Annotated in this window: 19 protein-coding genes and 3 pseudogenes; 15 read left to right on the top strand and 7 right to left on the bottom strand. The window is 67.8% G+C overall.

The window, feature by feature from the left end:
* The first annotated feature begins 173 nt into the window (after positions 1–173).
* The 4 genes from AB0D12_RS33380 (at position 174) to AB0D12_RS33365 (ending at position 3,166) form a co-directional block, all read left to right on the top strand.
* A complete protein-coding gene (locus tag AB0D12_RS33380; protein WP_362691339.1) occupies positions 174–839 on the top strand; it encodes an HAD family hydrolase in 666 nt (221 codons plus the stop codon).
* A 151-nt stretch (positions 840–990) separates the two neighbouring features.
* On the top strand, positions 991–1,239 hold the full coding sequence (locus AB0D12_RS33375; protein ID WP_362691336.1) for a DUF5133 domain-containing protein: 249 nt from the start codon (positions 991–993) through the stop codon (positions 1,237–1,239).
* Positions 1,240–1,303: 64 nt separating this feature from the next.
* Positions 1,304–2,539 (top strand): aromatic acid exporter family protein, encoded by a 1,236-nt coding sequence (locus tag AB0D12_RS33370; protein WP_362691333.1) that lies wholly within the window; start codon positions 1,304–1,306, stop codon positions 2,537–2,539.
* A 249-nt stretch (positions 2,540–2,788) separates the two neighbouring features.
* On the top strand, positions 2,789–3,166 hold the full coding sequence (locus AB0D12_RS33365) for a DUF2795 domain-containing protein (RefSeq protein ID WP_362691330.1): 378 nt from the start codon (positions 2,789–2,791) through the stop codon (positions 3,164–3,166).
* Between the two features lie 159 nt (positions 3,167–3,325).
* Here AB0D12_RS33365 and AB0D12_RS33360 read toward each other — a convergent pair whose 3' ends face one another.
* On the bottom strand, positions 3,326–4,144 hold the full coding sequence (locus AB0D12_RS33360) for a VOC family protein (protein ID WP_362691327.1): 819 nt from the start codon (positions 4,142–4,144) through the stop codon (positions 3,326–3,328).
* Between the two features lie 475 nt (positions 4,145–4,619).
* Here AB0D12_RS33360 and AB0D12_RS33355 point away from each other — a divergent pair, with 475 nt between their 5' ends.
* Positions 4,620–6,494, top strand: a complete 1,875-nt coding sequence (locus tag AB0D12_RS33355) for a transketolase (RefSeq protein WP_362691324.1) — start codon at positions 4,620–4,622, stop codon at positions 6,492–6,494.
* Between the two features lie 48 nt (positions 6,495–6,542).
* On the opposite strand, the gene AB0D12_RS33350 is transcribed toward AB0D12_RS33355, so the two are convergent.
* Positions 6,543–7,766, bottom strand: coding sequence for a 4-hydroxybenzoate 3-monooxygenase (locus AB0D12_RS33350; RefSeq protein WP_362691321.1), 1,224 nt, complete (start codon positions 7,764–7,766; stop codon positions 6,543–6,545).
* Between the two features lie 297 nt (positions 7,767–8,063).
* Here AB0D12_RS33350 and AB0D12_RS33345 point away from each other — a divergent pair.
* Positions 8,064–8,180 (top strand): annotated as a pseudogene (locus AB0D12_RS33345) (amino acid ABC transporter ATP-binding protein); the annotation flags it as partial.
* A gap of 108 nt (positions 8,181–8,288) precedes the next feature.
* Positions 8,289–9,212, top strand: coding sequence for a glutamate ABC transporter substrate-binding protein (locus tag AB0D12_RS33340; protein WP_362691318.1), 924 nt, complete (start codon positions 8,289–8,291; stop codon positions 9,210–9,212).
* 404 nt (positions 9,213–9,616) lie between these two features.
* Here the strand turns inward: AB0D12_RS33340 and AB0D12_RS33335 are convergent, their stop codons facing one another.
* Positions 9,617–10,108, bottom strand: a complete 492-nt coding sequence (locus AB0D12_RS33335; protein WP_362691315.1) for a hypothetical protein — start codon at positions 10,106–10,108, stop codon at positions 9,617–9,619.
* Between the two features lie 91 nt (positions 10,109–10,199).
* Here AB0D12_RS33335 and AB0D12_RS33330 point away from each other — a divergent pair, with 91 nt between their 5' ends.
* From AB0D12_RS33330 to AB0D12_RS33305, 6 genes and pseudogenes are all read left to right on the top strand, one after another.
* Positions 10,200–10,565: a MerR family transcriptional regulator gene (locus tag AB0D12_RS33330; RefSeq protein WP_362691312.1), complete on the top strand. Its 366-nt coding sequence runs from the start codon at positions 10,200–10,202 to the stop codon at positions 10,563–10,565.
* Between the two features lie 105 nt (positions 10,566–10,670).
* Positions 10,671–10,804, top strand: a pseudogene (locus AB0D12_RS33325) (DUF4291 family protein); the annotation flags it as partial.
* 441 nt (positions 10,805–11,245) lie between these two features.
* Complete coding sequence (locus AB0D12_RS33320) at positions 11,246–11,752, top strand: GNAT family N-acetyltransferase (RefSeq protein ID WP_362691309.1); 507 nt, start codon at positions 11,246–11,248, stop codon at positions 11,750–11,752.
* A 74-nt stretch (positions 11,753–11,826) separates the two neighbouring features.
* Complete coding sequence (locus tag AB0D12_RS33315; RefSeq protein ID WP_362691306.1) at positions 11,827–12,030, top strand: heme-binding protein; 204 nt, start codon at positions 11,827–11,829, stop codon at positions 12,028–12,030.
* 385 nt (positions 12,031–12,415) lie between these two features.
* Positions 12,416–13,756: a DUF1996 domain-containing protein gene (locus AB0D12_RS33310; RefSeq protein ID WP_362691303.1), complete on the top strand. Its 1,341-nt coding sequence runs from the start codon at positions 12,416–12,418 to the stop codon at positions 13,754–13,756.
* 245 nt (positions 13,757–14,001) lie between these two features.
* Positions 14,002–14,361 (top strand): UBP-type zinc finger domain-containing protein, encoded by a 360-nt coding sequence (locus AB0D12_RS33305; RefSeq protein ID WP_362691300.1) that lies wholly within the window; start codon positions 14,002–14,004, stop codon positions 14,359–14,361.
* Between the two features lie 66 nt (positions 14,362–14,427).
* Here AB0D12_RS33305 and AB0D12_RS33300 read toward each other — a convergent pair whose 3' ends face one another.
* A complete protein-coding gene (locus AB0D12_RS33300; protein WP_362691297.1) occupies positions 14,428–15,372 on the bottom strand; it encodes a DUF5996 family protein in 945 nt (314 codons plus the stop codon).
* Positions 15,373–15,614: 242 nt separating this feature from the next.
* Between AB0D12_RS33300 and AB0D12_RS33295 the strand changes: the two genes are divergently transcribed.
* Complete coding sequence (locus AB0D12_RS33295; protein ID WP_362691294.1) at positions 15,615–17,093, top strand: glutamate--cysteine ligase; 1,479 nt, start codon at positions 15,615–15,617, stop codon at positions 17,091–17,093.
* 206 nt (positions 17,094–17,299) lie between these two features.
* Positions 17,300–17,848, top strand: a complete 549-nt coding sequence (locus AB0D12_RS33290; protein ID WP_362691291.1) for a hypothetical protein — start codon at positions 17,300–17,302, stop codon at positions 17,846–17,848.
* 92 nt (positions 17,849–17,940) lie between these two features.
* Here the strand turns inward: AB0D12_RS33290 and AB0D12_RS33285 are convergent, their stop codons facing one another.
* The 3 genes and pseudogenes from AB0D12_RS33285 to AB0D12_RS33275 all read right to left on the bottom strand — a co-directional run.
* Positions 17,941–18,249 (bottom strand): SCO5918 family protein, encoded by a 309-nt coding sequence (locus tag AB0D12_RS33285; RefSeq protein ID WP_362691288.1) that lies wholly within the window; start codon positions 18,247–18,249, stop codon positions 17,941–17,943.
* Positions 18,250–18,308: 59 nt separating this feature from the next.
* Entirely contained in the window at positions 18,309–18,707 is a 399-nt protein-coding gene (locus AB0D12_RS33280) for a CBS domain-containing protein (protein WP_362691285.1), read from the bottom strand.
* Between the two features lie 59 nt (positions 18,708–18,766).
* Positions 18,767–19,014: pseudogene (locus AB0D12_RS33275) on the bottom strand (ATP-dependent helicase); the annotation flags it as partial.

The raw sequence follows: 19,014 nt of genomic DNA, 5'->3' as shown, positions 1-19,014 counted from the left end.
ACGGCGACAGTTGCCAATGCCTGATAGAGGTGAGAGATCAGACATTGCCGCTTCGAGAGCATCCGAGCGCTCGTCGCGGACTGCAGCGTCCGGGCCCTCGTCGCGGACTGAACTCAACATTCATCCGTCCGGACGAGAGGCACGACCGGATACCGGTAGAAGGAACCTGCCCTATGCAACGTGCGGCTCTCTTCGACGTCGACGGCACACTTGCCGACACCAATCACCTCCATGTGACGGCGTGGTGGGAAGCCTTCCGGCAGGCCGGGCACCGGGTGGCGATGCACGACATCCATCGGGCGCTCGGACTGCCCAGCGGTGACCTGATCGCGCATCTGCTCGGGGAGGGCCGGGACACCGGCCGGGACGACGTCATCAGCAAGGCGCACAAGGCGCTGTACGGGACGTACTCCGACCGGCTGCCGCCGCAGGAGAAGGCGGGGGACCTGCTGCGGGCCCTGGCCGACCATGGCTGGACGGTCGTCCTGGTCACCTCCGCCGGGGGCGCGGAACTCACCGCGCTGCGACGGGCCATCGACGCCGACGACGCCATCAGCGCGACGGCCAGTGCCGACGACGTGGAGAGGGGAAAGCCCGCTCCCGATCCGGTTGAGCATGCCCTGAAACTGGCCGGGGCGCCCGCCGAGCGCGCGGTGTTCGTCGGCGACTCACGGTGGGACATGGAGGCCGCGACCCAGGCGCATGTGACGTGCCTGGGTCTTCTCTGCGGTGGCATCTCCCGCGCCGAGCTCGAGGAAGCCGGCGCGTCAGCCGTCTACGAGGGTCCTGCTGCTCTCCTGGAGCAGCTCGAAGGCAGCCCCCTCGCGCAGCTCCAGTAGCGAAACCTGAGCGGGTCCAGCTCCGCCTCTGGCCTGGGGCTTTCACTGAGGGTAGTCACGCGAATGGCGGTTGTTGCTGCCCCGGGTAACACTGGCCCGGACTGACCGCTGGGTGCGCACCCGCTGGTGCTTTCACTCAAGGAGGGCACTGATGTTGATGCCTGACCTCGCTGTCATCGCCGGACTGATGGCCCGCTACCGGGCACATGAGCACCTCTATCTGGCTGCCCCCCACGACGGTGAAGCGCGCATGCGCTTCGAGGACACCGCCTACACCCTGTGTGTACTGATGGGAGAGCGCACGGCCAGAGAAGCCGTGCTCGCTGCGGAACGCTACGTCGCGCGAGGCCGGCCGAAGCACGGGCCCGCCGAGAAACGCGCGGCGCCGAGGAAACGCTGACCGCGGCGGCGGGCCGGACAGCTGGACTACGTCTGGCCCGCTCGAGCGCGGGAAGGACCAAGGGGTGCCTGATCTTCTCAACCCAGTAAGAGAGCCGATTGTCGAGTTCGTCAGCCGGCGCAGGGAAGCCACCGTCGTCCAGACGTTGCGTTCGACGGCGGCCGCGACTCTCGCCTACGTCGCTGCCCTGTGGCTGACCAGCGAACCCGCTCCTCTCACCGCTCCCCTCACCGCGCTCCTCGTAGTCCAGGTGACTCTCTACTCCACTCTCACCACCGGCATCCGCCGAGTGAACTCCGTGATCGCCGGTGTTCTGATCGCCAGCGGCTTCAGCGCTCTCGTCGGCCTGACGTGGTGGAGCCTGGGACTGATCATCCTGGCTTCCCTGGTGGTGGGGCGCCTGGTGCGCGTCGGTGAGTTCGTCCCGGAGGTCGCGATCAGCGCGATGCTCGTGCTCGGCGTGAGCCGGATTGCGTACACCGCATGGGACCGTGTGCTGGAGACACTGATCGGCGCGGGGGTGGGCCTCCTGTTCAACGTTCTGCTTGTGCCCCCCGTCTGGGTGGGGCCGGCCGGTGATTCCATCCAGGACCTGGCCCGACGGATGCGCCGGCTGCTTCTGCGCATCGGGGAGGAACTGAGCAGCCACACCACGGTGGAGCGCGCCGCCGCCCGGCTCCATGAAGCACGCCGCCTCGACCACGACATTGCCGACGTCGACGGAGCGCTGCGCCAGGCCGAGGACAGCCTTCGGCTGAATCCGCGGGTGAAGGAAGGACTGCTGCGCCGAGTGGTGCTGCGCACCGGGCTCGACACCCTGGAGATCTGTGCGGTGGTTCTGCGGGTACTTGCCCGCACGATGACCGACCTCGCCAAGGCGCGCGGTGAGGAGGATCTGTTCCCGCCGGAGGAGGGGGTCGCCCTCGAGGAGCTGCTGGCCCATGTCGCCGACGCCCTCGTCAGCTTCGCCGTACTGGTGACCACGCAGGTGAGCGAGAGCGCCGATGCCGCGGAGTCCCGGCTGGCCGGCGAACTCGCCGCGGCCGCCGCGGCCCGCGAGAGGGCGGCGGAGCTGCTGCTTGAGGGCGTTCAGCGGCACCCGCGCCACTGGCAGCTTCTTGGCGCACTGCTCACGGAGATCGACCGGATCCTGGCAGAGCTGGACATCGCCCAACGCTCCAAGCGCCTGATGGAAGAGCTGGACCGCAGCGCACGCGAACAGCGCGAACGGCACCCTCAGCTCGCCGCCGCACGCCGATGGGTGCGTGACAAGCGATCGAGGCGCAGTGCGGCCCGTTGACCGGGACCATCACCTCGAACGAGCGGGTCGTGGGCGTCGCGGGCCGGTCGGTACGCGCACCCGATTCATCCACGCCTTCGCCTGCTGTGCGGCGTCCGGTGTTCGAGGAAGCGCACGTGCCCGGCTGAACCGTATGGAAACTTGCTGCACCGGAGCCGCATGCTGGAACTGTGCATTCCGCTCCTCCATCGCCTGTGTCAGGGAGGACGGATCGGGTACGTGCACAGTCCCCATGAGCGAGGAGGAGACATGCAGCGAGGCAGCGACCGCCTCAGTGTCCGCAAGGATGACGAGATGAAGCACGAATTGCAGGGACTGCTCCGTTCAGGACACCCCACTCGGGTAGAGGAATGGCACGACCCGGAGCCGGGCGCCGATGACGACCCGGACATCGCGTCGGGCCCGGTGCCTGCGGTGGGCTCGCTGGGAGCCGATGAACACTTGAGGGTTGAGCTGGCCCGTCACCTGGGCCGCGCGGCTTTCCCGGCGAAGCGCCGGGACCTGGTGCACACTCTGAGCGAGCGCCACGCCCCGGACCGACTGATCGATCTGGTGAACGGCCTGCCGGCGGACGGGGCGTACGGCAGCGCGCGGGAAATCGTGGACGCCGTGTCGCGCCGGTCGTAGCTGCTGTCAGGGCGCAAGGCGGCGCTTCCCGGCCGGGCGGAGGCCGGTAAGTGTGTGCGGGCGGCCCCGGAGTGGGGCCGCCCGTGCAAAGACGTGGCGCTTCGGCGACCACGCGCACTTGGCGTAGATCAGTACTTGGCGTAGATCAGCCGGGGAACGTCACTCGAGGAACTGACGGCTGGTGACCGTGAAAAGGGCGCCGTCGGCATCGCACAGCGTCGTCTCAGGTCCATGAGGTGTGGACCGCCGGACCAGCACGAAGCCGCCGTTCTTGACGGCAGCATCGGCGGTGGCGTCCACGTCCTTGACCGGGAAGTGGATGTGCCACCGGGGCTGGATCATGGGATCCGGCACTGCATCTTCCGCCCCCGAGCTGAGGCGCGCGAGAACGTGCCCGTCGCTGTGCAGGACGACCTCGTTCTCCTCGTAGCTGACCTCACAGCTGCCAGGGCGCTCGCACGCCCACTCGAGCACTTCACCGTAGAAGATGGCGGCCTCGAATGCGTTCCGGGTCCGCAGCCTCAGCCAGGTGGGCGTGCGCTTGCGCCAGCTGTGCCAGTCGGGGATGAGCTCGCCGTCCCAGATGCCGAAAACGGCGCCGTCCCGGTCGGAAGCCAGGGCTCCGCGCCCCAGCGAGAAGGTGAGCGGACCGACCGCGACCGTGCCGCTGCGCTCCCGGATACGTGCTGCTGCCTCATCCGTATCGGTGACAGCGAAGTACGGAGTCCACGCGACGGCGATCTGCAGCTGAGGTGCCAGGGCCCCGATGCCGGCGACCGGTGTGCTCTGGTGGAAGGCGACGCTGAACTGGTCGCCCAGTCTGCCCTTGCGAAAGCGCCACCCCAGGACCGCTCCGTAGAAATCTTGGGCAGCCTCCAGGTCACGGGCCATGAGGCTGACCCAGCAGGGCGCGCCGAAAGCGGCGGCGCTCGAGGTTGCAGCTGCTGCGGACTTGGCCGCTCTCGTTTCCTTGTCCATCACACTCGGTGTCCCGGTCGAATGGTTCTTAGCACGTCACGGGGAGTAAAGGGGAAAACGGTTCGTTCCTCATCGTGCCCCGGAGGCGAGGTACGCGCGAGCCGCGAGGGCGCGCTCGCTCCGCCTCCTGCGCGCCGGATGCCTCACGAGCCTGCAAGTCACGACGCGCGCGGGCGGCATCGTCGATCTCTGCGGCAGTGAGATGCACGCTGACCCAGCGGTACCCGAAGTCGCCCGCCCCATGCCTCGACGTGGAACGGCAGGTTTGGCTGTGTCCGGGCAGGGGACTCGACGAATCGACCGAACGGCCATGGGATAAATGAGGAGGAATCATCAGCTCCTGGCGCGGACGGCGGTCCCCGCCCGGTAGCCCTCCTTTTCCCCTGCCAACGCATGACGGGCCCCGCGCACGGCGGTCCCGGTACGGATTCGCCCGGGTCCTGGGTCCCGGATCCCACCGTCAAGGAGGAGTGACATGCGAACCGAACTACTGACTGAACTGGGCCAGCAATTGCGCGTGGACGCCGTCCGCGCCGCGGACGCGGCCGGTTCCGGGCATCCGACGTCCTCCATGTCCGCCGCGGACCTGGCCGGCGTCCTGCTGGCCAACCATCTGCGCTACGACTTCGACCGGCCGGAGCACCCCGGCAACGACCGGCTGATCTTCTCCAAGGGGCATGCGTCGCCACTTCTGTACGCCCTCTACCGGGCGGCGGGCGTCGTCGACGATGAGGAGCTCCTCACCTTCCGGCGTCTCGACAGCCGCCTCGAAGGGCATCCGACGCCCCGGCTGCCCTGGGTGGACGTAGCCACCGGGTCCCTCGGGCAGGGTCTGCCGATCGGCGTCGGCATGGCGCTGGCGGGCAAGAAACTCGACCAGATCCCCTACCGGGTGTGGGTGCTGTCGGGCGACAGCGAGATGGCCGAGGGTTCCGTTTGGGAGGCCGTCGAGCACGCGGCGTACGAGCGTCTCGACAATCTGACGCTGCTCATCGATGTGAACCGGCTCGGCCAGCGCGGGCCCACCCGCCACGAGTGGGACCTCGACGCCTACGCGCGGCGGCTGGAGGCCTTCGGCTGGCACACCATCGAGATCGACGGGCACGATGTCGCCGCCGTCGACGCGGCGCTGGCGGAAGCCCGCTCCACCTTCCGGCGGCCCACCGCGATCATCGCCCGGACCCACAAGGGACGCGGCGTCTCCACCGTCGAGGACCGGGAGGGCATGCACGGCAAACCGCTGCCGGACGCGGACGCGGCCATCGAGGAACTCGGCGGGCCGCGCTTCATCCGGGTGGAGGTCCAGTCCCCGCCCGCGGGACGGGTGCTGCACGGCGCCCGCGGCGTGCACCTTCCGATGCCGCGCTTCGACATCGGCGACTCGGTCGCCACCCGCACGGCGTACGGACAGGCGCTCGCCGCACTCGGCTCGGTGCGCGGAGACATCGTCGCGCTCGACGGGGAGGTCAGCGACTCGACGCGTACCGAATACTTCGCGAAGGCACATCCGAGCCGCTTCTTCGAGTGCTACATCGCCGAGCAGCAGCTCGTCGCGGCGGCTGTGGGGATGCAGGCACGGGGATACGTCCCGTACGCCTCCTCGTTCGCGGCGTTCCTGACCCGCGCCCATGACTTCGTACGGATGGCAGCCGTCAGCCGCGCCTCGATCAATCTCGTCGGCTCGCACGCGGGGGTCGCGATCGGCCAGGACGGGCCGTCCCAGATGGGTCTTGAGGACCTGGCGATGTTCCGTGCCGTGCACGGCAGCACGGTGCTCTACCCGTGCGACGGCAACCAGACGGCCCGGCTCGTCGAGGCCATGGCAGACCTGCCGAATGTGAGCTATCTGCGCACCAGCAGGGGCGAGATGCCGGTCGTCTACGGTCCGGACGAGGAGTTCCCTGTGGGCGGTTCCAAGGTGCTCCGCTCGGGGGAGCGGGACCGTGTCACTGTCGTCGCCGCCGGAGTGACGGTCCATGAGGCGCTCGCGGCAGCCGAGCTGCTGGACCGGGAGAACATCGGCGTGCGCGTCGTCGATCTCTACTCCGTCAAGCCCGTCGATGCGGAGACGCTCCAGAAGGCGGCCGACGAGACCGGCTGTCTGCTGACGGTGGAGGACCATCGCCACGAGGGCGGCCTCGGCGACGCGGTGGCGGGAGTCTTCTCGGACGGCCGCCCGGTACCGCGACTGGTACGGCTCGCCGTCCAGAACATGCCCGCTTCGGCTGAGCCGGAGGAGCAACTGCACGCGTCCGGAATCGACGCGGAGTCGATCGCGGCCGCCGTACGGCTGCTGGTGGAAGAAGCTGTGTGCGCTGAGCCAGCTGTGGCGAAGGACAACTTCGGGTAAAGGGCGACTTCGAGTACGAGAGGCAGCCGGCCCAGCCGCCGGTCCAGGTCAGTAATCGGTGTCCTTGCCGATGTACAACTCGGCGAAAGCGGCCGCGGCGGCGGGCGAGCCGAGGATCCGTCGCAGCCGGGCAGCCGCGGAGCCCGCCCGGAAGGGGTCGCCCGACGAGGCCCCGTGCAGCACGTCGGAGAGCCACTGCGAGAACTCCTGGTACTGCCACACGCGCCGCAGACAGGCCGCCGAGTAGTCGCTCAGACCCCTGTCGTCGCCCATGCCGCAGTACGCGACGAGCGCGTCGCCGAGCAGCAGCGCATCGTGCAGCGCGAGGTTCATGCCCTTCGCAGCGATCGGTGCCGCAAGGTGGGCCGAGTCGCCGGCCAGATACAGCCGTCCGTATGCCATCGGCTCCACGACGTAGTTGTGCATGTCCAGCACCCGCTTCTCGATCAGCCGTCCCTCGGCGAGCGGCCGGGCCCCATCCGCCGACAGCCGGTCGCGGAGCTCGGACCACACCCGCTCGTGCGGCCAGTTCTCCGGGTCGTCGCCGGGCGGGCATTCGAGGTAGTAGCGGGTGACCTGGGGGCTGCGAGCCATATGGGCGGCGAAGCCGCGCGGATGGATGCCGAAGACGACACAGTCGGAGGACGGCGGCGCCTCCGCGAGGAGAGCCAGCCAGCCGACACCGTAGTCGTGCCGGGCGACGGTGGTGTGTTCCGGCGGCAAGCAGGTGCGCGTCACGCCGCGTGCGCCGTCGCAGCCGGCGATGACATCGCAGTCGATGCGCCGGCGCTCGCCCGTCTCCGGGTCCGTATAGGACACCGACGGCTGATCTGTGTCGATGGCGTGCAGTTCCACATCGCGTACGCCGAAGCGGACGTCGCCGGCCCCGTCGTCCGCGTACTCGCGCACCAGATCTGTCACCAACAGTGGCTGTGGGTAGACGAAATGACGGTGCCCGGACAGCTCGCCGTACCGGAACCGGTGGCGCTCACCCGCGAAACGGAATTCGCACTCGCTGTGCGCCTGTGCATGTTCCAGTAGCCGGTTGGCCAGCCCGCGCTGTTCAAGGGCGCGTACCGCCCACTCCTCGATGAAGCCCGCGCGGGGCCGCTGTTCGATGAACTCTCTGCTCTCCGTTTCCAGCAGTACGCAGTCGACGGAGGCGGCTCGCAGGATGTTGGCGACTGTGAGACCGGCAGGTCCTGCGCCCACGATGACGACGCGGGCGCGCTGTACCGACGCAGAAGAGGGAGGGGAGGAGGCGGCAGTCATCCGAGCATTATGACGGTGATCCGTCAACAAGGGTCCGCTCACCGCGCACGGACTGGAGATATGCGTAGCCGGACCGTGATGCTCAAGTTTTGCTCAGATCTAGTGACGGCGAGACCGCCCTGTCCCTATTGTCCTGCCCAACGACGAGGACGGAGCAAAGAGCCGAATGACGGGCACTTCGGTGGCCGGGGGCGCCGTCCTTGCTGCGGGTCGGCCTGGTTTCGATCGGCGGGAAGCCGCTGCCCCGGAGAGCGAGCAGCGGGCCCGGCTGTGCGCTGTCGTCGGCCTGGCCTTCGGTACGAGATGGGCTTCGCATGATCCGCCGCGAAACGGGTCGTGTTCGTTGCCGACGGGAAGATCGTCGAAGCGGCTTCACCGCATGAGTTCCGCGACAACCCACGCAGCAACCGAGCATGGACCTCCTGCGAAGATTCTGCACCCCTGACGCGTGACTCCATGCGGCGACGCCCCTGTCTCCAACCGCCGAATCTGCCGAACCTGTTGATATAAGGATGTTTCACCATGAAGCCCTGCACGTCCGCCGCAGCCGCGGCGATCGCTGTGCTTGCGGTCGCCCTCACTGCAACCGCCTGTGATGGCGAGTCCGGCAATGCTGCTGACAAGCCCACCGCCAGCTCGGGCGGCTGGGACAAGCCAAGGCTGCCCACGTACGAGGTCGCCAAGGACGTCAAGATCGACTCCCCGACCCTGCGGAAGGCCCAGCGGGCCGGCAAGCTCGTCATCGGCGCCAAGAACGACCAGCCGTACCTCGGCTTCCAGGACGCGAACGGCCAGCGGTCCGGCTTCGACATCGAGATCGCGAAGATGGTCGCCGCCGACCTCGGTTTCTCCCCTGAAAAGATCGAGTTCAAAACGGTCGACACCAAGAACCGCGAGGCCGCCATCTCCAACGGCGAGGTCGACCTGTACATCGGCACGTACACGATCAACGACGAGCGCAAGAAGCGAGTGGGATTCGCCGGCCCGTACTACACGGCGGGCGCCGACCTTCTGGTCCGCAAGGACGACAGGACGATCAGTGGGCCGTTTTCTCTGCAGGGCAAGACGGTCTGCTCGGTCAAGGGCTCCACCGCGCTCCGGGAGATAAAGAAGCCCGATTACAACACCAAGACCGTCGAGACATCCAAGTACAACGAGTGCGTCGACAAACTGATCGGCAAAGAGGTCGATGCCGTCACCACGGACGACGCCATCCTCATGGGCTACGCCGCCCAGCGCCCGGACAAGCTGAGGGTCGTCGGCAGCCCGTTCACCGAGGAGCCCTACGGCGTCGGCATGAACAAGGATGACAAGGCGCTGCGCGAAGCGGTTTCGGACGCCATCGAGGCGCACGACAGCAATGGCGATCACAAGAACGCCTACGACGCGACGCTTGGTCTGTCCGGCTCCGAATACGGTGGGGCGTCGACGGTCGAGCGCTACTGACGCCGCCGACGGTGCCTATCGGCACCTCGACGGCACGGCAACGGTCGGCGGCGTGGAGATCATGCCCGGGCGCGCCTGCCGGAAGAGGTACCTGCGGTACAGGAGACGGCCGACACCAGCACGCCAGGTGCGGAGCCCGACAAACTCGACACCTCCCGTCTCCGCTGCCGTGTGTGCTGTGCGGGCAGCCCGCGCACCAGCAGGTGGCCGGATTCCCGCAGCACCTGGACCCGGCCGACGCTCGGCCTGCCCGCGGCTCGCCACAACCGATTTCCCCCTGCCTGGCAGCGTGATCGAATGACATGGGTCTCCTGGTCGGGTCCCAGTGACGAGCCGGTTCATCGGTAGTCCATCGGCACAGTCATCGAGCAGGAGCACGTGCGAGGGGTGCCGGTGCATGTGCCTCAAGCCGGGCCTCGCTGACTCGCCGTGCTGAGCGGGTGCCTATCGGTCGGGCCGGCTTCGTGGTCCAACAGGTTCGTGTGCCGGTTCCGCCACCACGGCACAAGCTGGACGAGGCCGAACGCCACCTCCATGCTGAAGAACAGCCACAGCAGCTGCGGGGCGCCGTGGGCGATCGCGTACGCCTGCCATGCCGCGAACAGTGTGCGCGCGATGCCGTCGAGCAGTCCGTGCACCGGCAGCGGCCTGACGATACGCAGGACGGCCCAGACGACCACGACCGAACCCATCAGATTCGCGTACAGGGTCTGCATCGGGTCGAGTTCGGGCAGGACGCCCAGCCCGAGTGTGTTGCCCAACGATGACAGCGCGTCGTGCAGCAGCGCGTACGTCCACGGCGTCGCGAATCCCGCCGTGACGACGAGGTCGTACCAGGCGCTCGCGCGTACGACGCGAAGATAGGTGGGGCGTGCGGGGGCGAAGAGACGGATCACAATGAGGCTCCTGGTGGTCTCACGACAGCGACGCCTCACGGTAAACAGTGGAGTACGCTCCAAGGTCAAGCCCATCATTCGACGGAGGGTCATGCGTATCGGAGAGTTGGCCGCGCAGGCGGGCATGACCAGGGACACCATCCGGTTCTACGAGAAGGTCGGCCTCGTCACGGGCCGGCGGCTGGCCAATGGTTACCGTGACTTCCCGCCCGAGGCAGTGGCCTGGCTGGAGTATGTCCGGACTGCGCAGACACTCGGATTCTCGCTGGCGGAGATCGCGCGGCACGGCGAGGAGCTGAGCCAGGCGCCGGACGCCGCGGAAGCGTTGTCCGCGCTGTTCGAGGAGAAGATCCAGGTCATCGACGCACGCATGGCCGAACTCCTCACCCTGCGGGCCGAACTCGCTACGCGTGTCGGCACTGGCTGCCCATTGCGGGCGGCCGGCAAACCCGGCTGACTACGAGGTTGAGAGCGTCGCGGCCCTGACCGATGACTGACCCCTGACCAGGTCATACCTGAACGGGTTCACCGAATGCCATGAGCAACACTGCGACACGGCTGCCTCTCCGAATACGGGCGAGACTGCATGCCGGCCGCGCCGCCTGGAAGCGCCAACTGCGGTGTGCCCACGCCCGCGTTCAGTGGAATCCCGAGCGTGATCAGCACCTGCGGCCATTGCCTTACCGCTCGCTGCGCGCACTCGTACGTGACGGCGACACCGCCCACGTGTTGCAACCGTCTGTCCGTGGTCGGGTCGGACTGCGTGCCCAGCGACGGTGTGGACGACGAGTGCACGCCCTCGCTCGACAAGGGGGCCGTTGTCAGCAAGGAGACCTACCTCTTCGCCTGCCCGTCGACAAGATCGGCGACTGTCGTTCTCCTCCGAGCTCAGGGCGACCGCGACGGCCGCGGCGACCCCGCGTCTCCTTCAACCAGCCACCGGAGCCGCTATCGATTCCTACCCGCAGCAACTCGTGTTCGAGGACTTCGTGGAACCAACGTCCTGAGACGCCACACCTAACTGGTCGGGGACGGGCTACTGGCTCATCTACGCCCGTGACGCTGACGGTTGTCGCCACTCGGGACACCGAGCGGGGCAGATCCATCCCCAGGTGCGGGGATGCGTAATGTTCTCCCATGCCCGAACTTCAACTTCTTCGCTTCGACCACGCCCCAGCCCTGCTCGCGTTCGAGCAGGAGAATCGGGCCTACTTCGCCGCCTCGATTCCGGACCGTGGCGACGACTACTTCACCCATTTCGACACACGGCACAGCGACTTGCTCGCCGAGCAGGCCGCTGGGCTGCACTTCTTCCACGTACTGGTGGGCAGCGGTGGCGAGGTGCTGGGACGGGTCAACCTGATCGATGTGGAGGGCGGTTCTGCCGAGCTCGGGTACCGGATCGCCGAGAAGGCCGCCCGTCAAGGCCTGGCTACGACCTCCGTCCGTCAGATATGCGCCCTTGCCGCCGCGGAGTACGGTCTGACCACGCTGCGGGCCTCGACGACACTCGACAACGCCGGTTCGCGAGCCGTGCTGGCCCGTACAGGATTCGAACCCACTGGAGAGGTCCTGCTGGGCGGACGCGCAGGAATTTCCTACGCACGGAATCTGAGTGAAGTCCGTGAAGGTGCCGCCCCGTAACCGAGTCAAGGTCTTCGAGGGCCGGTGCGGTACCGCAGTTCCACGTGCGGCGGCCGTTCCGGATCCCCGGTGGCATGCCCAGCGCTGCCCTGGGCGAGGTCTCGCAACCGGGCGGGCCGGTCCATGGCATCGAGTGGAGCAATGGAGGCATCGTTTCCTTCGGCGGCGGATTGCCCGTCGTCTCTCCGGACGGGCGGACCATCGGTGCTGTGGGTGTCTCTGGTGGTACCGCCGAACAGGATGTGCTCGTCGCCAAGGCATGTATCCAGGCCCTGTAGCCGCTTAGTGTCCGCGCGGGGCCGTTTGGGCGGAGGACCTGACCTGCGGCGGCACCATGGGATGACAGGGATCCACGCGGACTGGCTCAGCTCAGTGGTGGGGGGCGTCAATCCGCGAGGGCCGGGGGCGGTGACTTCTTTTTCCCGTACTGAGTAGAACAGCCCTGGTTTCCGTATCTCACTGCGTTGTGCTGTGTCTTGCGCCCGAGCGGGTGAGGGCACGGCACGGTTCGACTCGGCCGAGGGGCATGAAGTCCCCGGTGTGACATAGCAACCAAAGAGGGGCGAGCCTGTGAGGTACGGGCAGAGACACAAGCGGTCCAGATGGATCGGCATGACGGTCGCCGCGGTGGCAGCAATGGCGGTGGGGGGCGGAGCTCTCCTGATGACCGACAACAACGCCGAGGCCGCGCGGGGATCCGCGCGCCCGCAGTGGGCCGCGGCGGCTGCGATGACCATCAATTGTCCGGACGTCGCCGTCCGTTTGTCGCAAGTGCCGCAGCAGGCGCGGCCCACCGTGGACAACGAGCTGGCGCAGCTGGACAGTCAGGTCGCGGATGCCTATGGGCAACTCGCCGCGGCCGGCGGGAAGGCTGACCAGAAGTGGGTGCGCACGCGAGTGCTGGACCCCCTGTCGTCCCAGCGCCGCCTCACACTGGACCGCATCGCCGCCGAGATCGACCGGGTGTCGAACCGGCCGGAGCAACTGGACTCGCTGGCGTCCTGCACGGTCAAGCGGGACGAGGTGGCCCCCGCTTCCGCCTCCGCGTCGCCCTCCGTCGCTGCAGCTGCGAACCCCCCTGCCGCGGGTGCCTCCGCTCCGCCCGTCGGCAGCCCGGCGCAGACCGGTCCCCAAAGGTCGGACTTCGTAGACATTCGCAAGGTACGACCCAATGCCGTCAATCCCCGTCTGCAGTCGAACGCCTCCCGCGGTACGTTCCAGTCGCGCTGCGGGCGCAACGAGAACAAGCACTTCAACCCCGACAACGTCATCGTCGCTCCGGGTGTGAGCAACGGTGCCCACCACATGCACGACTATGTCGGGAATCTTGAGACGGACGCCTTCGCCACCAATGACGACCTCGCCGCCGCCGGCACGACGTGCACCAACGGTGACCGCTCCACCCACTACTGGCCGGTCCTGCGGCTGCGCAACGGGAAGAACGAGGGCGACGCCAACCTCCCCGGTGGAGGGAAGGACGGCAACGTCGGACGCATTCTCCAGCCGGCTTCGGCGCAACTCACCTTCCGCGGCAGCCCTGTCAGCAAGGTCACCGCGATGCCCACGTTCCTGCGCATCATCACCGGCGATGCCAAGGCGTTCACCAACGGAACAACCAACGCCAACGCCTCCTGGAGCTGCACCGGCTTCGAGAACCGGCAACTGAAGGACAAGTACCCGCTGTGCCCGCGGGGCAGCAACGTGGTGCGTACGTTCAAATTCCAGAGCTGCTGGGACGGCAGCAACACCGACAGCGCGAATCACCGCACGCATGTGGCCTTCGCCGGCCCCAACGGCGCCTGCCCCCAGGGATTCCGGGCCATCCCTCAGCTGGTCCAGCGGATCACGTACAACATTGCGCCCGGCTCGTTGTTCGCCGTCGACAGCTTCCCCGAGCAGTTGCACAAGCCAGTGACGGACCACGGTGACTTCATCAACGTGATGTCCGCATCGCTGATGAGGAAGGCAGTGGGCTGCATCAACAGCGGCCGTAGGTGCGGCTGACGCCCGGGACTCGGCACGGCGGATGTCACGCCGTGCCGGGTCCACCATGGTGCGGGGGAGCCCGGCACAGCGCCCTGAGAACCTGTGCGGGACCGTTGAATGGCCGGGCGTCGTGCGTGGCAGCGGCGATGGAAGCGCTCACTGCTGCCCGGCCGGTTACGATGCAAGAAGGCAGGTTGCTGATCTCAGCACACGGAACAGGTCCCCAAGGACGCCTGCTCAGCCTCACCAGAGAGGCATGTCACATGGCACACGACCGGATTCCGGGCATCGATCCAACAGCGACTCCGAGCGGCGACGGCTGCGCGGACTGCCTGGCAGGCGACGGACCGGGATGGTGGTTTCACCTGCGCCGCTGCGCCGCGTGCGGGCACATCGGATGCTGCGATTCATCCCCCTCGCAACACGGTACGAAGCATGCACGCCAGGCGGGGCACGCCTTCCTGACCAGCTTCGAGCCGGGAGAGAACTGGTTCTGGAACACTGAGACCGATCAGTACTACGAGGGCCCGCAGCTGCTCCCGCCTGCCTCGCACCCGGCCTCCCAGCCGACCCCGGGCCCGCAGGGCAAGGTCCCCGCGGACTGGCAGCAACGCCTGCGGTGACGTTGCTGTTGAGGGCTCCGGACACTGCCGTGCTTCGAGGGCCTCCGAGCGGTCACCCCCTGGCCTTCACAGACCTGGGACCGGCAGTTGAGGGTCCGTAATACCGCCCGGTGCTGCGGAGCCGGCGATGTCCCAGCCGGCCCGTCGGGCTCCGGCCTGGTACGCGCTTTCGTAGAAGGCGAGCACAACGGCGCGAGGATCGCTCTCGGCGCGGGCCGAGTCGTACGGCAGCACGGCCAGGTGGCCAGTATTGCGAGCAACCCAATGTGCCGAAGCGGGCGTGAGCGGCTCCCCGGTCAGTTCCGCAGGCTCGGGCGCGGTGTAGGAGTAGAAAGCGGGCGCGGCGAACGCATCGTCACCGAACCAGAATCCGAAGCTGATCAGCTCCCGGGAGTACGCCTCCCGTGATACGGGATCGACCTGCGGCGGCTGGTCCATGTGACGCCCCGAGAACCGGCTGTGGGCGACATCGAAGGTGTGCCAGAAATGGTGTACGGGGCTGACCTTTCCCGAAAAGCCGGCTGCGAATTCCTCCAGCACCAACGCCACCTGGCTGAGTACCTGCCAGTAGCGGTTGGCGAGCACGGGATCGTAGGCCGCATGCTCAGTGTCCTCGGCGAACGGCCGATCGGCATCGGGCAGGTCGAACGGCCGGGGAATGTTGATGCTCACCCGGACGCCCAGTGCGGCCAGTGCCTCAAGGGTGCTGTTGTGGAAGGACGCCACCGACTGGCCCAGGAGCGGGACGGACATCGCTCTGCCGTCCAAGGTCGCGAGGACCAGTTGATGGTCGACGAAGTCGAAGTCGATCGTGAAAACCGAATGACCGTCGACCTCTCGCATCGGACGTGTGGTGACGCCGCGTCCGGTGAGATGGAACGGAACGTTCCACCAGTGGTTGCGGCGGGCGCTCGCGGCGAGACGGATCTTGCCGACGACTTGCGCGAATCGGTGCAGAGTTTCTTTGGTTTCCTGCCACTCCGCGAGCGGCATTGGCGGGAACAGCTCCATCGCGTTTCCCTTCCTGCCCCGCGCTCCTGCGGCCGGGCAATTCCATGATGACCATGGCTCGACACGTACGGCACCTCGTCGCGCAGGGGGACTCCTTGTGTCCGCAGCCCTACGTGCGGTCACGGTGCACGTCACGGGGCATACGGGTGGCCTACGGGCCCGTCTTGGCTGGTCCGGGCGGCGGGGGAGTGGGACGCTTGGAGCGGAGCGGGGGTGTCTGCCGAGGGGACTCGGGAGGGCCGATGGGTCGAGATGTCCCGGCGATGGTGTTCACCCGTGAGGACCGCCGCCGTTACCGGATCAAGATGCAGGAGTGCCTCGACGCGTTCGAGCAGATGCTGCGTGAGGCACGATTCGAGTTCGAGCGGCCGCAGGTGGGTCTGGAGATCGAGCTGAATCTGGTGAACGCGAGCGGCGAGCCGGTCATGCGTAACACGGAGGTGCTCGAGGCGATCGCGGATGCGGCCTGGGCGACTGAGCTGGGCCGGTTCAATCTGGAGATCAACATCCCACCGCGGACACTGACGGCCGGTGGTCCCGATGCGTGGGAGAAGGAGATCCGGGACGCCCTCAACCACGCAGAGGAGCGGGCCGCGGCGGTCGGCGCGCATCTGATCATGGTGGGCATCCTGCCGACGCTTCGGCAGTCGGATGTGAGTGAGGCGGGACTGTCGGAGGACCCGCGGTACCGGCTGCTGAACGAGCAGGTGTTCGCGGCTCGGGGTGAGGATCTGCGGATCGACGTGGACGGGGTGGACCGGTTGCGGACGTACGCGGACACCATCACGCCCGAGGCGGCATGCACGAGTACCCAGTTCCATCTACAGGTCTCGCCGGACGATTTCGCCGACTACTGGAACGCGGCGCAAGCGATCGCGGGGGTGCAGGTAGCCCTGGCTGCGAACTCGCCGTTCCTCTTCGGCAAGGAGCTCTGGCACGAGACGCGTATCCCGCTCTTCGAGCAGGCCACCGACACCCGATCGGAAGAGATCAAGGTGCAGGGGGTGAGACCCCGGGTGTGGTTCGGAGAGCGGTGGATCAACAGCGTCTTCGACCTTTTCGAAGAAAACCTGCGCTACTTCCCCGCCCTGCTGCCCTTGTGCGACGAGGAGGATCCGAAGGAGACACTGGACGGCGGAGACGCGCCTCAACTGGCCGAGCTCACTCTGCAGAACGGCACGATCTACCGCTGGAACCGCCCGGTCTACGCCGTCGCCCATGACAAACCGCATTTGCGGGTGGAGAACAGGGTGCTCCCCGCTGGTCCCACGGTTGCCGATGTGCTCGCGAACGGCGCCTTCTACTACGGGCTGACGCGCGGCCTGGTCGACGAGGAACGGCCGGTCTGGTCGCGGATGTCGTTCTCGGCAGCCGAGGACAACTTGCACGCCGCGGCGCGGCGGGGGATGGACGCGCGTCTGTACTGGCCCGGGATGGGTGAGGTGCCGGTGTCCGAACTGGTACTGCGGCGTCTTCTTCCGCTGGCGCACCAGGGGCTGGAGCGCTGGGGCATGGACGCGGCGTGGCGGGAACCGCTGCTGGGGATCATCGAACAGCGGTGCGTCACCGGACGCAACGGCGCGGTGTGGCAGCAGGAGATGTTCCACCACATCGACGACTCCACCCACGTGGGGCGCCATGAAGCGTTGCGGCGGATGACACAGCAGTACATCGACTACATGCACCTCAACGCACCTGCACATACCTGGCCGGTCGAGTGATCCGGTGAGGCCTCGCGGGTCGGCGGCACCGCACACGGACCCGTGCCCGACACCCGCACGCTCGTGGACAGGTCTGCGCCGTGTCCGGTCGGTTACCGTTTGTCACTGAAGCGGTACTTCGGGCACGTGGCTTCACGGCGGAAGGGCGCGCGCATGACCCTGATCCTGGCCGACGCTGCGGTCAGCGTGCCCGAATCCGGGTCGGCATGACGAGACCGGACCCGAAACCGCGACCGGTCGCCCCCCAGCAGAACGCTGCCACCGCCGCCCGCGCCGGTGACATCGCGGCCGCACGGCTGAAGGAGCGGATCTACGCGACCATCACCCTGGCCGCCGTCGTGGTGACCCTTGCCGAGGCAGAGGAGTCCGACCACACCGAGGCGGCGCTCACCGTGGCGGTGACAGCGCTCGGGGTATGGCTGGCCACGCTGGTCGCCGACGAGCAGGCGCACCGTGCCGTGACCGGGCGCGGCGCGAGCCGGGCAGAAATCCGGACGGGGTTGCATGTCTCCAGTCCGTTGCTGCTGAGCGCCGTGGGGCCACTGGCGCTGATCGGCATGTCGGCGCTGGGCGCGATGGATCTGGGCACCGCGCTGCTGACCAGCGCCGGGGTGGAGGTGGCGTCCCTGTTCCTGTGGGGCTGGCGGACCGGCCTGCGGATGGGCAACGGCCCGCTGAGCGCGCTCACTTCAGGCCTCTTGGACACTGCGATCGGCGTAGGGGTCGTGGGCGTGAAGCTCCTCGCGGGCCACTGAGCGTGCTGTCCGGACGAAGCCGTCGTGGAGGCCGGCGAGAAGAGGGCTCCGCGCGGTGGCCGGTCGGAGCCCTCAGTGCTGTCCGGTCTCAGTCATATGTGCGCCGCTGCCCCGAGCTGTGCCGACGCCGTTTGCAGCGGGGTGAGGACGGGCGGATGGACGAGCGCGGGGGCGGTGTGGCAGGTGAAGCCGAGGCGGGTGAGAGCCCTGGTTACTTCACCGGCGGTGAAATCGCGGCGATCCTGTCCGGTGATCACTTCGCCCACCTGCTTGACGGGGAACGTGCGGCGGCCGATGGTCACGGACTCACCCGTGACGGGTTCGGGCTTGATGCCCTTCATCGATTGCTGCACGTCACTCTTGACCAGGTCGAAGGGGAAGCGGGCGATGACGCAGCGCATAGTGCCTCAACAGGGTTGGAGGGAAGAGCGGACACGGCCAGCCGGCCGGCCGGGGAATATCAGTGTGCGAGGGCGAGGACGCCGAGGATGTACCCGTCCTCGTCGACCACGGGCGAGACGCCGAGTTCTCGGGCCCGCATGGCGTATTCCGCTTCGGTCAGCGACGTCTCTGACAGGGTGAACGGTCCCCGGTCGTGGACGATGTCCCGCAACCGCGTGTCCTCGGCGTACCAGGAGCCACTGCGGTACGCGGTGAGCTGGGCCCGGGAGACCAGACCGGCACAGCGATCGTCCTCCCCGCGGACGATCAGGTGCCCCACGCCGGCGCCGATGAGGACGGACAGGGCGACGTCGACGATCATGTCATCGCCGACCTGCGGTCCGGGTGTAGTCATGGCGTCGGCGGCAGTCAGCTCGATGCGGGCCGTCTGCCGTGGCTGCGTGAGAATCAGCGTCAAGGGACACCTTTCGTGTTCGGTGGATCAATGGGCCGAGCGCGACTGCCAGGGCTGTGATTTCATGCGGCGCTTCTGAACGAGGACTGGCGTTGTGAGGTGCCCGTCTGCCCCTGGGATGCAGCGGGGGAGCGGCGGGTCTGGGCGGGGCGGCTGCGCCGGCTGCGGGACGACGAGGCGCCGCGCTTGGGGCGCTCCGTGACGGGTGCGGTGACGGTGATGGGGATGCCGGAGGGGGGCTGGGCGCCGGTGATGCGGTTGAGTTCGGCTTCGCCGGAGCGGACGTGGGTGGTGTGCGGGGTGATGCCGG

This window comes from Streptomyces sp. NPDC048479 (assembly GCF_040651435.1).
Classification (GTDB): Bacteria; Actinomycetota; Actinomycetes; order Streptomycetales; family Streptomycetaceae; genus Streptomyces.
This window is presented reverse-complemented; position numbering and strand designations above follow the sequence as displayed.

What these genes read in the sequence shown, in the direction of transcription:
- AB0D12_RS33330 (WP_362691312.1), top strand. Translation starts at nt 10,200, where the DNA reads ATGCGTATCGGAGAGTTGGCCGCGCAGGCGGGCATGACCAGGGACACC.
- AB0D12_RS33340 (WP_362691318.1), top strand. Translation starts at nt 8,289, where the DNA reads ATGAAGCCCTGCACGTCCGCCGCAGCCGCGGCGATCGCTGTGCTTGCG.
- AB0D12_RS33360 (WP_362691327.1), bottom strand. Translation starts at nt 4,144, where the DNA reads ATGGACAAGGAAACGAGAGCGGCCAAGTCCGCAGCAGCTGCAACCTCG.
- AB0D12_RS33310 (WP_362691303.1), top strand. Translation starts at nt 12,416, where the DNA reads ATGACCGACAACAACGCCGAGGCCGCGCGGGGATCCGCGCGCCCGCAG.
- AB0D12_RS33290 (WP_362691291.1), top strand. Translation starts at nt 17,300, where the DNA reads ATGACGAGACCGGACCCGAAACCGCGACCGGTCGCCCCCCAGCAGAAC.
- AB0D12_RS33305 (WP_362691300.1), top strand. Translation starts at nt 14,002, where the DNA reads ATGGCACACGACCGGATTCCGGGCATCGATCCAACAGCGACTCCGAGC.
- AB0D12_RS33365 (WP_362691330.1), top strand. Translation starts at nt 2,789, where the DNA reads ATGCAGCGAGGCAGCGACCGCCTCAGTGTCCGCAAGGATGACGAGATG.
- AB0D12_RS33295 (WP_362691294.1), top strand. Translation starts at nt 15,615, where the DNA reads ATGGGTCGAGATGTCCCGGCGATGGTGTTCACCCGTGAGGACCGCCGC.
- AB0D12_RS33355 (WP_362691324.1), top strand. Translation starts at nt 4,620, where the DNA reads ATGCGAACCGAACTACTGACTGAACTGGGCCAGCAATTGCGCGTGGAC.
- AB0D12_RS33375 (WP_362691336.1), top strand. Translation starts at nt 991, where the DNA reads ATGTTGATGCCTGACCTCGCTGTCATCGCCGGACTGATGGCCCGCTAC.
- AB0D12_RS33380 (WP_362691339.1), top strand. Translation starts at nt 174, where the DNA reads ATGCAACGTGCGGCTCTCTTCGACGTCGACGGCACACTTGCCGACACC.
- AB0D12_RS33285 (WP_362691288.1), bottom strand. Translation starts at nt 18,249, where the DNA reads ATGCGCTGCGTCATCGCCCGCTTCCCCTTCGACCTGGTCAAGAGTGAC.
- AB0D12_RS33320 (WP_362691309.1), top strand. Translation starts at nt 11,246, where the DNA reads ATGCCCGAACTTCAACTTCTTCGCTTCGACCACGCCCCAGCCCTGCTC.
- AB0D12_RS33315 (WP_362691306.1), top strand. Translation starts at nt 11,827, where the DNA reads ATGCCCAGCGCTGCCCTGGGCGAGGTCTCGCAACCGGGCGGGCCGGTC.
- AB0D12_RS33300 (WP_362691297.1), bottom strand. Translation starts at nt 15,372, where the DNA reads ATGGAGCTGTTCCCGCCAATGCCGCTCGCGGAGTGGCAGGAAACCAAA.
- AB0D12_RS33350 (WP_362691321.1), bottom strand. Translation starts at nt 7,766, where the DNA reads ATGACTGCCGCCTCCTCCCCTCCCTCTTCTGCGTCGGTACAGCGCGCC.